This is a genomic window from Flavobacterium anseongense (assembly GCF_021608185.1).
Lineage (GTDB): Bacteria > Bacteroidota > Bacteroidia > Flavobacteriales > Flavobacteriaceae > Flavobacterium > Flavobacterium anseongense.
In genome coordinates, this window is the sequence record NZ_JAKIHN010000001.1 from 317115 (window position 1) to 331222 (window position 14108).

Annotated in this window: 13 protein-coding genes and 1 tRNA gene; 7 read left to right on the forward strand and 7 right to left on the reverse strand. The window is 36.7% G+C overall.

Annotation, left to right across the window (positions count from 1 at the left end; all coding sequences use genetic code 11):
• The first annotated feature begins 14 nt into the window (after window positions 1-14).
• The 7 genes from L1S35_RS01400 to L1S35_RS01430 all read left to right on the forward strand — a co-directional run bounded on the left by L1S35_RS01400 (window position 15) and on the right by L1S35_RS01430 (window position 6445).
• Window positions 15-470, forward strand: coding sequence for an XrtF-associated fRMsr-like GAF protein (locus tag L1S35_RS01400; protein WP_236395953.1), 456 nt, complete (start codon window positions 15-17; stop codon window positions 468-470).
• A gap of 106 nt (window positions 471-576) precedes the next feature.
• Window positions 577-846, forward strand: a complete 270-nt coding sequence (gene rpsO / locus L1S35_RS01405) for a 30S ribosomal protein S15 (protein WP_236395954.1) — start codon at window positions 577-579, stop codon at window positions 844-846.
• A 143-nt stretch (window positions 847-989) separates the two neighbouring features.
• Window positions 990-3134: a polyribonucleotide nucleotidyltransferase gene (locus tag L1S35_RS01410; RefSeq protein ID WP_236395955.1), complete on the forward strand. Its 2145-nt coding sequence runs from the start codon at window positions 990-992 to the stop codon at window positions 3132-3134.
• Between the two features lie 208 nt (window positions 3135-3342).
• The gene (locus L1S35_RS01415; protein WP_236395956.1) at window positions 3343-4023 is read left to right on the forward strand and encodes a hypothetical protein; all 681 of its coding nucleotides are present in this window, start codon (window positions 3343-3345) and stop codon (window positions 4021-4023) included.
• Window positions 4024-4188: 165 nt separating this feature from the next.
• Entirely contained in the window at window positions 4189-5052 is an 864-nt protein-coding gene (locus L1S35_RS01420) for a sigma-70 family RNA polymerase sigma factor (protein ID WP_026707723.1), read from the forward strand.
• Between the two features lie 260 nt (window positions 5053-5312).
• Window positions 5313-5975: a ribulose-phosphate 3-epimerase gene (gene rpe / locus L1S35_RS01425; RefSeq protein ID WP_236395957.1), complete on the forward strand. Its 663-nt coding sequence runs from the start codon at window positions 5313-5315 to the stop codon at window positions 5973-5975.
• A gap of 17 nt (window positions 5976-5992) precedes the next feature.
• Window positions 5993-6445: a hypothetical protein gene (locus tag L1S35_RS01430; RefSeq protein WP_236395959.1), complete on the forward strand. Its 453-nt coding sequence runs from the start codon at window positions 5993-5995 to the stop codon at window positions 6443-6445.
• A gap of 221 nt (window positions 6446-6666) precedes the next feature.
• On the opposite strand, the gene L1S35_RS01435 is transcribed toward L1S35_RS01430, so the two are convergent.
• From L1S35_RS01435 to murG, 7 genes are all read right to left on the reverse strand, one after another.
• Window positions 6667-6740: transfer RNA gene (locus L1S35_RS01435), tRNA-Arg, on the reverse strand.
• Window positions 6741-6813: 73 nt separating this feature from the next.
• A complete protein-coding gene (locus L1S35_RS01440) occupies window positions 6814-7260 on the reverse strand; it encodes a GatB/YqeY domain-containing protein (protein WP_236395961.1) in 447 nt (148 codons plus the stop codon).
• 221 nt (window positions 7261-7481) lie between these two features.
• Complete coding sequence (gene ftsZ / locus L1S35_RS01445; protein WP_236395963.1) at window positions 7482-9479, reverse strand: cell division protein FtsZ; 1998 nt, start codon at window positions 9477-9479, stop codon at window positions 7482-7484.
• A 76-nt stretch (window positions 9480-9555) separates the two neighbouring features.
• Entirely contained in the window at window positions 9556-10950 is a 1395-nt protein-coding gene (ftsA, locus tag L1S35_RS01450; protein ID WP_236395965.1) for a cell division protein FtsA, read from the reverse strand.
• 6 nt (window positions 10951-10956) lie between these two features.
• Entirely contained in the window at window positions 10957-11679 is a 723-nt protein-coding gene (locus tag L1S35_RS01455) for a cell division protein FtsQ/DivIB (RefSeq protein WP_236395967.1), read from the reverse strand.
• Window positions 11676-13016: a UDP-N-acetylmuramate--L-alanine ligase gene (murC, locus tag L1S35_RS01460; protein ID WP_236395969.1), complete on the reverse strand. Its 1341-nt coding sequence runs from the start codon at window positions 13014-13016 to the stop codon at window positions 11676-11678. The genes L1S35_RS01455 and murC overlap by 4 nt, the downstream gene beginning before the upstream one ends.
• Window positions 13017-14108: an undecaprenyldiphospho-muramoylpentapeptide beta-N-acetylglucosaminyltransferase gene (murG, locus tag L1S35_RS01465; RefSeq protein WP_236395970.1), complete on the reverse strand. Its 1092-nt coding sequence runs from the start codon at window positions 14106-14108 to the stop codon at window positions 13017-13019. It lies immediately after the preceding gene.

Consider the following 14108-nt stretch of genomic DNA (forward strand, 5'->3'; position numbering starts at 1 on the left):
ATAAAAAATTGAAAATGAATTTCGAAAACTTAAAACCACAAGTAATTGCACTACTTTCTGAAGCGAATGCTGAAAGAGATATCAAATTGAAAAACCTTTGCCAATTGCTTACTGACAATGTCGATTATTACAATTGGGTTGGATTTTATTTTGCCAATCACGAAAATAAAACGTTGCATCTTGGACCATACGTTGGTGCCGAAACAGACCATACAGTAATTCCATTTGGAAAAGGAATCTGCGGACAAGTAGCAGAATCCAATCAGAATTTTGTCGTTCCCGATGTTGCTGTTCAGGATAATTATATTGCCTGCAGCTTTACCGTTAAATCGGAAATTGTGGTACCGCTTTTTGTAAATGGAAAAAATATTGGACAAATAGACATCGACAGTCACGTGATTGATCCGTTCACAGAAGCCGACGAACGCTTTCTAGAATTTGTAAATCAGGAAGTTGCCAAACTTTTTTAAGTTAAGACAATCTTTTTATTTGCCTAATCGAAAAAGAAGATTATCTTTGCACACGAATTGAGAAAACCTCTATTCATACATAATAATCATTTAAAGAAATATTGGAATGTATTTAAGTAAAGAAACAAAAGCAGAAATCTTCGCTAAACACGGAGGAAAAGCAGAAAACACAGGATCTGCAGAAGGACAAATCGCATTGTTCACATTTAGAATCTCTCACTTAACTGAGCACTTGAAAAAAAATCGTCACGATTACAACACTGAGCGTTCGTTAGTACTTTTGGTAGGTAAAAGAAGAAGTCTTCTTGACTACTTGAAGAAAAAAGATATCAACAGATATCGTGAGATCATCAAAGAATTGAATATTAGAAAATAGTCAATAAAAAAGAGGTGCACACGCGCCTCTTTTTATTTTTAGATTAAAAAGAAGAAAAGTTTCGGTTTTTCATTGGGTTACAAACAACTACTACAACAACTACAACACAACTAACCTAATTGTTTAAAAACGAATTAAATTTTATGATTCCAAAAGTAACCCAAGAAACAATCGATTTAGGTGATGGAAGAAGCATCACAATCGAAACAGGTAAATTAGCAAAACAGGCAGACGGTTCTGTAGTTGTACGTTGTGGAGACACTATGTTGTTAGCAACAGCCGTATCAGCAAGAACATCAAATCCTGGTGTTGACTTTTTACCTTTGACGGTAGATTACCGTGAAAAATTTGCAGCAGCAGGACGTTTTCCTGGCGGATTTTTCAAAAGAGAAGCACGTCCAAGTGACAGCGAAGTATTAACCATGCGTCTTGTTGACCGTGTTTTACGTCCGCTTTTCCCAGATGATTATCACGCTGAAACTCAGGTGATGATTCAGTTAATGTCTCACGACGAAAATGTTATGCCGGATTCTTTAGCAGGATTAGCAGCTTCGGCAGCTTTAGCTGTGTCAGACATTCCATTCTACAATTTAATTTCTGAAGTACGTGTTGCACGTATCGACGGTAAATTTGTAATCAATCCAAGCAAAGCGCAATTAGACTCATCAGATATTGATATGATGATTGGAGCTTCAATGGATTCTGTTGCAATGGTTGAAGGAGAAATGAAAGAAATCTCAGAAGCAGAAATGGTAGAAGCTATTAAATTTGCTCATGAGGCTATCAAAGTTCAAATTCAGGCGCAGTTAAGATTACAGGAAGCTTTTGGTAAAAAAGAAATCCGTACGTATGAAGGTGAAGTTGAAGACGAAGCAGTTTACAAAAAAGTAAAAGCGGCTGGATATGACAAATGTTATGCTATTGCTCAGGAAGCTTCAGGAAAAAGTGAAAGAGGCGAAAAATTCGCTGCAGTAAAAGAAGAATGTAAAGCCTTATTTACTGAAGAAGAATATGCTGAAAATGCAGACTTGGCTGGTTTAGTTGGAAAATATTTCTACAAAACCAATAAAGAAGCCGTTCGTAACGTAATCCTTGAAAAAGGAATTCGATTGGACGGAAGAAAAACAACCGAAATCAGACCAATCTGGTGTGAAACTGATTACTTGCCAAGAGTTCACGGTTCTGCATTGTTTACACGTGGAGAAACTCAGGCATTGGCAACAGTAACTTTGGGAACTTCAAGAGAAGCTAACCAAATTGACTCACCATCTGAACAAGGAGAAGAAAAATTCTATTTACATTATAATTTCCCACCATTCTCAACCGGTGAAGCTAAACCTTTAAGAGGAACTTCAAGGAGAGAAGTTGGTCACGGAAACTTAGCACAACGTGCTTTGAAAAACATGATTCCGGCTGATTGTCCTTATACAATCCGTATTGTTTCTGAAGTTTTAGAATCTAACGGTTCTTCTTCTATGGCAACGGTTTGTGCCGGTACAATGGCATTGATGGATGCAGGAGTTCAAATGGTAAAACCGGTTTCAGGTATTGCAATGGGATTGATTACTGATGGACAAAAATTTGCGGTGCTTTCTGATATTTTAGGTGATGAAGATCATTTAGGTGACATGGACTTTAAAGTAACCGGAACAAAAGACGGAATCACAGCTTGTCAAATGGATATCAAAATTGACGGTTTACGTTATGATATTATGGAACAGGCTTTGAACCAAGCTCGTGATGGTCGTATGCATATCTTAGGAAAATTAACTGAAACTATTGCTACCCCAAGAGCTGATGTTAAAGCTTATGCTCCAAAAATCATTACAAGAACAATTCCTGGAAACTTCATTGGAGCCTTGATTGGACCTGGTGGAAAAGTTATTCAGGAATTACAAAAAGCAACCGGAACAACTATCGTTATCAACGAAGTAGACGAACAAGGTGTTGTTGAAATCCTTGGAACTGATCCGGATGGAATTGCTGCAGTATTGGCGAAAATTGATTCTATCATTTTCAAACCTGCAGTTGGTGAAGCTTATGAAGTGAAAGTAATTAAAATGTTAGATTTTGGTGCTGTTGTAGAATATACAGCTGCTCCCGGAAATGAAGTTTTATTGCACGTTTCTGAGTTGGCTTGGGAAAGAACAGAAAATGTTTCCGATGTAGTTAAAATGGGTGATGTTTTCCTGGTAAAATATCTTGGTGTTGATCCAAAAACAAGAAAAGAAAAAGTGTCAAGAAAAGCACTTTTACCAAGACCTCCAAGAGAAGATAAAAAAGAGTAATTACTTTTTTTAGTTTATAGAAAACCCCGATTCATCATTTTGAATCGGGGTTTTTTGATTCTGCTGGATTTATTAAAAATAAAAATAATTGTTTACCTATATAATTCCACAGTTAAACGATATTTCTGACCTTTAAACGGCATTGAAAATAATTTTGAATAAAAATTATTAACTTTAAGCTAACTAACACAATTAAAACCCATTTATTATGAAAAAATTATTTTTTATCCTTTTTACAGGAGTCTTTACATTTTCGTGTTCAAGTGACGATTCCTCAGGACCTGCATTATCAGACACACCACTAGCCAAAGTAGAATATGACAATAGTAATTTTGGCATCTATAAAGGGGTATTTATAGGTTCATCCGGAACTGTTTTGATTAATATTAATAATGATGGATTTTTGGAGGCAAGTTTAACCATTGATGGATCGACTTCAATCTATACTTCGACCGAATCTGCTACTTTAAATTCTGCAATGGCAGGATTGACATTCACAAATGGAAGTAATTCTTTTGATTTTAGCGTCACTGCTAATGGAGGAGATCCAACAGTCAGCAATATAAATATAAGTGGGCATCCGGATGCTACAATAGTCGTTCTAAAAGAATTTCATAACGTTTTAGCCAAATGCTATGTGGGTAGCTTTAGTGGTGACGATTCAGGTTTATTTCATGTTGTTATAGTGGATGCTGTTGTTGATGGGATTGCAAGATCTAACGATGGTGGCAGCGCCTTTAATACAGATGGCACATTAATAGGCACTACTATAACTGGAACGTTTGAGGGCGGCACCTTTACCGGAACAAGTAGTGGCAATCGCATAAGTGGATCTTGGCAAAACAGTTTTGGCGAAAGCGGTACATGGTCAGGTACCAGAAAGTTATAATTTTATAAATTACACATAAAAAATCTACTTCACTCGTGAAGTAGATTTTTTATTTTTATTCACATCTGATTAGAAGGTAAGTATAAAAAATGTTATTAAATTGTAACTTTTTTAAAATTGTAACGTACAACCACTTGAACACTTTAAAGTAAAGGAGACAAATTAATGAGACAGCTCAAAATCACAAAGCAGGTAACTAACCGTGAAACTGCTTCCCTAGACAAGTACCTACAAGAAATTGGAAAAGTTGACTTAATTACTGCTGATGAAGAAGTAGAGTTGGCACAAAAGATTAAAGCCGGCGACCAAAGAGCGTTAGAAAAATTGACAAAAGCCAATTTACGTTTCGTGGTTTCTGTGGCTAAGCAATACCAAAATCAAGGTTTAACACTTCCCGATTTGATTAACGAAGGAAATTTAGGTTTGATTAAAGCGGCTCAACGTTTTGATGAAACTCGTGGTTTCAAATTCATTTCATATGCAGTTTGGTGGATTCGTCAATCGATTCTTCAGGCTTTAGCAGAACAATCTCGTATCGTTCGTTTGCCTTTAAATAAAATTGGTTCTATCAATAAAATCAACAAGATGTACGCTTTGTTAGAGCAATCTAACGAACGTCCGCCAAGTGCTGAAGAAATTGCAAAAGAATTGGATATGACCGTAAATGATGTAAAAGAGTCAATGAAAAACTCCGGTCGTCATTTATCAATGGATGCGCCTCTTGTAGAAGGTGAAGATTCAAATTTATATGACGTTTTACGTTCCGGCGAATCTCCAAACCCTGACAGAGAGTTAATACATGAGTCTTTACGTACAGAAATTGAAAGATCTTTAGAAACTTTAACGCCACGTGAAGCAGATGTTGTACGTTTGTACTTTGGTTTAGGCGACCAACATCCGATGACTTTAGAAGAAATCGGAGAAACTTTCGATTTAACCCGTGAGCGTGTGCGTCAGATTAAAGAAAAAGCTATTCGTAGATTAAAACATACTTCAAGAAGTAAAATATTAAAAACATATTTGGGATAATCCCAAAAACCACAACAACAGTCTGATTAACTGTTCGTTTTTTGATTGATGATTGAAACTCCGGCTGATTACCGGAGTTTTATTTTTTATATCATCAACCAAAAAATATTTTTTGATTGCTCCGCTTACGCTCCGCCAGTTCGGCTTCGCCTCGTGTGATGATTGAAACTCCGGCTGATTACCGAGTTTTATTTTTTTAACCTGAACTTGTTTCAGGTTCTCTAATTATAATTTACTTTTGCACAAACAACATAACTAGAATGAAAAATACACTTATTGCCCCATCAGTCCTTGCTGCCGATTTTGCCAACTTACAACGCGATATCGAAATGATCAACAGCAGCCAAGCCGACTGGTTTCATATTGATATTATGGATGGAGTTTTTGTTCCGAATATTTCTTTCGGAATGCCGGTTTTAGAAGCCATTACAAAGCATGCAAAAAAAACCATTGACGTACACTTAATGATTGTCGATCCTGACAGATACATCAAGACTTTTGCAACATTAGGTTCTAATATATTAACCGTTCACTACGAAGCCTGCACACATTTACACAGAACGTTACAAGCAATAAAAGCAGAAGGAATGAAAGCCGGAGTCGCGCTAAATCCGCACACTAGTATTGATTTATTAGAAGACGTAATTAATGATATTGATATGGTTTGCCTAATGAGTGTTAATCCTGGTTTTGGTGGACAATCTTTTATTGAAAATACATATACTAAAATTGAAAAACTAAAAGCGTTAATAAATAGAAAAAACGCATCAACCTTAATTGAAATCGACGGAGGAGTTACCGATAAAAATGCGGCTCAATTAGTAAAAGCAGGTGCAGATGTACTTGTAGCCGGAAACTTTGTTTTTAAAGCGGAAAATCCAACCAAAACCATATCCGATTTAAAGAAGATAACAAGTATATAATTAAAAAGCCTTTCACTATGAAAAAACTACTATCATTATCAATGCTATTCTTTGCCCTTGCAACCACCGCTCAAATCAAGATTGGTAAAACTGAAGCAAAACCAGTTCTTATAGGTAAGTTGGGTACACCTACTATGAGTACTATTGAAATAACAAAAACAGGTGATTTAGTTACTTTCAAATACCAAAATAACAATAAGCCACAAGTAGCTGAATTTAAAACCTTCAGCTTTAAAGATATTGATGGTGCTCTGGAAGGATTCTATAGTGTCATTGCGGATGGCTTCACAAACTTACCAAAGGAAGATATTAAGATTGAATTACCCACAGAAACAGTAACCCTTCATTATACTAAAGCTATGAATGTAGTCAACGTGAAGATGAAGATAAGTTATAACAATGGTGAAGAAGGCGGAGCAACAGTATCGTTAACTAAAGTGGCGATTGATAAGTTATTCGGTAAATTGTAAATTTGTGCAAACCTGACATAGAGATTTTGCTACGCAAGTTCCCTCAAAGCTCCGCTTTGAAAATAAAGGGATTTTGCTACGCAAGTTCCCTCAAAGCTCCGCTTTGAAAATAAAGGGATTTTGCTATGCAAGTTCCCTCAAAGCTCCGCTTTGAAAATAAAATAGCGGGAAAAAATGCTCAAACAAGTTTGGACATTTTTTCCCGCTATTTTATTTATTCGTGACCGCGAAGGGATTCGAACCCCCAACCCTCAGAGCCGAAATCTGATATTCTATCCAGTTGAACTACGCAGCCTTTTTAAGTACAAAGTTAGAAGTACGAGGTACGAAGTTAAATCGTACTTCCAACTTCGCACCTCGCACTTAATTTATACTAAAAGTTTCTTAACTATGGTCGAAATAGTTTTCCCTTCCGCACTTCCACCGATTTGTGCTGATGCCAATCCCATAACTTTTCCCATTGAAGCAATTCCTGATGCTCCGGTTTCTGCTATTATTTTAGAAACTATTGCTTCTACTTCTGCTTCTGAAAGTTGTGCAGGAAGGAATTTTTCGATTACGGCGATTTGTGCTAATTCCGGTTCTGCTAAGTCAGGACGGTTTTGTGTTGTAAATATTGATGCGCTGTCTTTACGCATTTTTACCAGTTTTTGTAAAATCTTGATTTCGTCGGCTTCGGTGATTTCTGACGAACCTCCGGCAGTTTGTGCTAATAAGATTTCTGATTTGATGGCACGAAGTGCTTCTAATGCAATGGTATTTTTTTCACGCATGGCATTTTTCATTTCGTCCATTATTTGGGTTGATAAACTCATCTTTTAGATTGTTAGATTATTAGACTTTTAGACTTCTTAGATTCAAATGGTTTTTCCCTTAGCCCTGATGGTAGCGAGCTACCGTGTAGCGCGGACAGCGGGAAAATGGATGACAATAATGCCCGAACCATTCGCTTCTAAAAAAGCTCTGCGAAGGTAAAAAAAATAACCCGAAAATCTCAATGAAATTTTCGGGTCAACATTTTGGGGTTATCTGTAGACTAGTCTACATTGTCGTGCAAGAATGAGTTGTTTGAACGCAACTGTGTATCGTCGTTGCTATCAGTTCCTATAGACATTCTTGAGTTTGTCTCAGCTTGAGCATTATTTGACAAATCTACTCCAAGACGCTTGTATGCCGGTTCTTTTTCCATTTCTTCAATTTTTGAAGGGTTGTTATGGAATTTATAATTGAACTCTTTTAATTTCTTTCTTCTATCGTCAGCTCTGTGTTTCAGGGTTTCTTCGATAGTCATTTCGACAGGTGAAATGTCTTCAAAATGGCTTATGATTGCGCTTGGTTTTTCAGTAATTTCTACTTTCATGGTGATGTTTAACTCTTCGGCAATTGGCTCTTCAACGATAGCTGCAGCTGCTGGTTTTGAGTTTAACAAATCGTTTTCCAACTCCATGTATTCTTCTAAAGAATATTTGATAACGCCTTCTTCGTTGAGTTCAGTCATTGGTACAAATTGCACTGGTTCGTTTACCACGATTTCATTTACTGATGATTCCGATAAATCGAAAACAATTTTGCTTTCTTCAACTGCTTCAATTTTCTGAACTTCCTCAACTCTTTCGAATGTTGGCATTGCCGGCATATCAAAAGTGAAGGTGATTTGCTCTTCTTCTTTCTCGATAATTGGTTCAACAACTTTCATTTCTTTAACTTCCGGAGTTGTTACTTTGAAATCGATGTCATTGATTGGCGAAACGATTTCAAAAGTTACATCTAAGTTTCTGATGAAATGATTCATAGCAATCAATTCGTTTTCGTCGATAATAGCAGCCGGAGAAACTATTTCTTCAATTTCAGCAACAGGCGGAGTTTGAATTTCCATCTCATCTTCGATTAATTCGAAAACTATTTTTTCTTCCTTAACTTCGATTACCGGAGTATCAATTGCTGTGAAAACTTCAACTGGTTTTTGGGTTAAATCGCGCTCTAATTTATGTTCACCATCTAATGAGTGAATAATTTTCTTAGCCTCTGTATTTACAATTCCGTTTTGCTGCTCCACATTAAAACCTGTAGCAATAATGGTAACCGCAATAGCTTCTCCTAAAGTTTCATCTTCACCAACACCCATAATGATATTGGCATTGTGTCCGGCTTCGGATTGAATATGGTCATTGATTTCTCCAATTTCGTCAATAGTAATTTCGTTAGAACCCGAAACGATAAGCAACAATACGTTTTTGGCACCTGAAATTTTATTGTCATTTAATAATGGAGAATCCAAAGCAGAAATGATGGCTTCTTTTGCACGGTTATCACCAGTTGCAGTAGAAGAACCCATAATCGCAGTTCCACTATTTGATAAAACAGTTTTAGCGTCTTTTAGATCGATGTTTTGAGTGTAATGGTGTGTAATTACTTCTGCGATTCCACGAGAAGCTGTAGCTAACACTTCGTCAGCTTTTGAGAATCCTGCTTTGAAACCAAGATTTCCATAAACTTCTCTCAATTTATTGTTATTGATAACAATCAAAGAGTCGACTTGTTTTCTTAATTTTTCAACACCTAACAATGCTTGTTCAGAACGCACTTTCCCTTCAAATTGAAACGGAATAGTTACGATTCCAACCGTAAGAATATCTCTTTCTTTAGCAAGTTGTGCAATTACCGGCGCAGCACCTGTTCCGGTTCCACCGCCCATTCCTGCTGTGATGAAAACCATTTTGGTATTGGTATCCAACATTTTTTCAATGTCGCCAATGCTTTCAATCGCTGATTGGTGTCCAACATCCGGATTTGCTCCTGCACCAAGTCCTTCCGTCAGGTTAACACCTAATTGAATTTTATTTGGCACCGGACTATTTTGAAGTGCTTGTGAGTCGGTGTTACAAACGATGAAATCAACGCCTTTGATTCCCTGCTGGAACATGTGATTGATAGCGTTACTTCCGCCGCCACCAACTCCGATTACTTTAATCACATTTGATTGATTCTTTGGTAAATCAAATGAGATGTTTCCAAATTCTGAGTTGCTTATCATACTATTTTGGTTTGTTAGGTATTATATATTCTGTATTTCTTTGTCTTATTTTTTACTTCCATCTTTCCGCTTCCATCTACTCGGCGTTATCTAAAAAGTCTTTAATCTTTTCAACATAACGGTCAAAAAATGATCTTTTAATTTTGTTTTCTGTTGTTTCAGTTTCAAGGTTGATTTCTTCTTCAATTGCATCGGAAACAGTTTCGACTTTTTCTTCTACAACTTGAGTCTGAGCTACTGGTTGAAATGCGGCTTGTCTTGGAGCTTCGACCGCAACTTCTTTCAATTCAATTTTGTAGGCACTATTTGAATTGTTTTCGATGCTGTTCATCACCAATCCAACTGCTGTTGCAAATAATGGACTTGAAATCTCTTCGCTTGAATTGCCCGCCAAATGCTCGTTTGGATAACCAATTCTGGTGTCCATTCCTGTAATATATTCCACCAATTGCTTGATGTGTTTCAATTGCGAACCACCACCTGTTAATACAATTCCGGCAATCAGTTTCTTGCGTGGATCTTCGTGTCCGTAAGCTTTGATTTCGGTAAAAACCTGCTCGATGATTTCAACAACTCTGGCATGAATTATTTTAGACAAGTTTTTCAAAGAAATCTCTTTTGGATCTCTTCCTCTCAATCCCGGAATTGATACAATTTCGTTGTCTTTATTTTCACCCGGCCACGCTGAACCGAATTTTGTTTTTAATAATTCAGCTTGCTTTTCGATAATTGAACAACCTTCTTTGATATCATCTGTAATTACATTTCCACCAAAAGGTACCACTGCAGTGTGACGAATGATTCCGTCTTTGAAAATGGCTAAATCTGTTGTTCCTCCACCAATGTCAATCAAAGCAACACCGGCTTCTTTTTCTTCCTGACTCAAAACCGCATCAGCCGAAGCTAATGGTTCTAATGTCAATCCGGATAATTCAATGCCTGAACTTTGGATGCATCTTCCCACGTTTCTGATAGAAGACGCTTGTCCAACTACTACATGAAAGCTGGCTTCCAATCTTCCGCCATACATTCCGATTGGTTCTTTTATTTCAGATTGTCCGTCGATTTTAAATTCTTGTGGCAAAACGTGGATTATTTCCTCTCCCGGAAGCATCGCCAATTTATTTACCTGATCAATCAACAACTGAATATCTCTACCGCTGATTACTTCTTCAGGGTTTGTTCTGATTACATAATCGGTATGTTGAATGCTGCGAATGTGTTGTCCTGCAATGCCAACAACCACATCATTAATTTTGTATCCTGAATTTGCTTCTGCCTCAATAACTGCCTGCTGGATAGATTGAATAGTTTGGGTAATATTGTTTACCACACCACGAGCAACACCAAGACTTTTGGATTTTCCAACACCTAAAATTTCTAACTTTCCATACTCATTTTTCTTGCCAATCATGGCAACAATCTTGGTTGTTCCAATGTCTAATCCAACTGCAATATTCTCTTTTTCCATAATCTTCTATTTAATGCAAACTACTTGCTTAGTAAACTTCAGGTTAATCCTTTTGTATTTGTTCAAAGTGCTGTCTGAAACAGCCTTTTGAAAAAACGCTTTATAATTTTTAAATTTCTTGTCGATGTTAATAGCTCGTCCGAAATCTATTTGAAAATCGTAATTTCTGTTCGCCATAACCAAGCTGCCGTTAGGCAAAACCTGCACACCAATGATGTTTTTTTTCAAAAACTCATCTTCATTAATCATCCTTAAAACTTCAGATAATTTTTCTTTTTTTACTACTGTAATTTCCCCCGATAGTAGCGGCACTCTGGCTGTATAATTATCTGATAACGGCATCTTATTTCCTTCATAATCAATATAAAAAGAACCTGCCTCATCGAATACTCTTCCTACTGGTGTTTTTTGTTTCACCACCGCTTTTAAAACACCATCAACACTGACAAACACATCCGCTTTCTGGATCATTTCCTGTTTGTTGATAGAAGCTTCCAATTTCTTCAAATCTAAATCAACTTTATTGATTGTTTTTAGGTCTTGATTTTTTTCTATTAACAATTTATTAACCATTTCGGGCTTCAAAAAAAGCGTGCTTTCGCCGACAAAAACAACCTCTGTTTTCTTAATTTTTCGATGCTCATTTCTATAAGAAGTAAACGAAAACAGGGCGATTACAACTATAATCATCAATACTAATCGAATATTTGTCCAAGTGAAAATCTTCATGATAATGCTTGTTTAATTTTTGGAACTAATTCACCAATATCTCCGGCGCCAATCGTCACAATTATTTTAGCGTCACTTTTTAAAATTGTCGGAATTAAATCCGTTTTTGAAACCAATATTTTATTTGGATTTTCCATTTTGGAAAGCAGCCAGCTTGAAGTAATTCCTTCCATTGGTAATTCGCGTGCCGGATAAATATCTAAAAACAAAATTTCGTCAAATTGCGATAAGCTTTTGGCAAAATCATCGGCAAAATCTTTGGTTCTGCTGAACAAATGCGGTTGAAAAATCGCCAGTACTTTTTCATTCGGATACAATTCGCGAACTGCCTGATGCACTGCATTAATTTCAGTTGGATGATGAGCATAATCATCAATATAAACGAGATTTTCATTCTTAATCTGATACGAAAACCGGCGTTGGATTCCTTTAAATGAAGCCATAGCTTTAGCGATGGTCTTGGTTGGGGAACCAAAAGTTTTAGCCATCGCTAAAGCCATCATGGCATTCATTAAATTGTGTCTTCCGGGTAAACCGAACTGTATATTTTCAATTGTTTCGGATGGCGTTTGCACATCGAAAACATAATATCCATTTTCAATTCTGATGTTAAACGCTTTGAAAGTTGCATCTTCATCAATTCCGACAGTTAATCCTTCTAACTGTAAACCTTTTGGAACAAATATTTTGGTTTTGTCTTCAACTTTATCAGCAAACTCTCTAAAGGAATCTTCAATCGCATTTTTATCGCCATAAATATCCAAATGGTCAGCATCCATTGATGTTACACAGGCAATATTTGGATGCAGATGCAGGAACGAACGGTCGAACTCATCGGCTTCAACTACAGTAACCGTTTTTCCGTTTCCAATTAAATTGGAATGATAATTTTCTACAATTCCGCCAATAAATGCCGTGACATCGGTACCACATTCGTATAAAATATGACCAAGAATACTGGATGTTGTTGTTTTTCCGTGCGTTCCGGCAACGGCGAAACAAAAAGTGTCTTTGGTAATAATTCCCAAGACTTCGGCTCGTTTTTTTACAACATAGTCTCTTTCATTAAAATAATTCCATTCCGAATGTGAAATTGGAACCGCCGGTGTGATAATAACCAACGTGTTTTCGACATAATAATCTGCCGGAATTAAGTTGATATTGTCTTCAAAATGGATCGACATTCCACCAGCTATCAATTCATCCGTAAGCATGGTTGGCGTTTTGTCGTAACCCGAAACATTTTTTCCAATGTTTTGGAAATACCGAGCCAAAGCACTCATTCCGATGCCACCAATTCCGATGAAATAGACGTTATGTATTTGGTTTAGATTCACTTATTTTATCAACTTAACTATTTGTTCAACTATGTCTTTTGTAGCGTTTGGCTTAGCCAGTTTTTTGATGTTTTCGCTTAATTCTTTTTGCAAATTTTCATTGAAAATTAAATTCGAAAATATCGGTTCGAAGGTGAAATCCAATTCACTTTCTTTAATCAAAATGGCTCCTTTTTTATCTACAATTGCTTTGGCATTTTTGGTCTGATGGTCCTCGGCTACATTGGGTGACGGAATAAAAATTACCGGTTTCCCAACTAAACACAACTCGGAGACTGATGAAGCTCCGGCTCGAGAGATTACAAAATCTGCGGCAGCGTAAACCAAATCCATTCGGTCTATAAACGAAACCACTTGTACTAGCTGGCCATCAGAAAAATGATTGTAATCGTGATAATACAATTTGCCACATTGCCAGATAATCTGAATGTCTTTTGAAACCAAATTGTAAATTTCTTTTTCAATCAATTGATTTAATCTTCTTGCACCCAAACTTCCGCCAAGTACCAAGAGCGTTTTTTTATTTGGATTTAAATTAAAATGCTTAATGGCTTCTTTACGTTTAGAATCAATTTCCAATAAATCCTGACGAACCGGATTTCCTGTGATAACAATTTTCTCTTTTGGGAAAAACCGCTCTAAATTTTCATAAGCCACACAAATTGTATTGGCCTTTTTACTTAACAACTTATTCGTAATTCCCGGATAGGAATTTTGCTCCTGAATCACCGTTGGAATCTTCATCATGTTTGCCATCTGTAATAAAGGGCCACTGGCAAAACCGCCTGTTCCAATTACGACATCAGGTTTGAATGCTTTTAATATTTTTCGGGATGTCAACAAACTGCTTGTCACTTTCAGCGGAAACATCAGGTTTTGCAAGGTTAGTTTTCGTTGTAAACCTGCAATCCAAAGTCCTTCAATTTCATAGCCTGCCTGTGGTACTTTTTGCATTTCCATTTTATCTTCGGCACCAACAAAAAGAAATTCAGCATCGGGAAAACGCAATTTTAATTCATTGGCAATAGCAATCGCCGGGTAGATATGCCCACCGGTTCCGCCACCACTTAATATGAATTTGAGCTTTCTCAT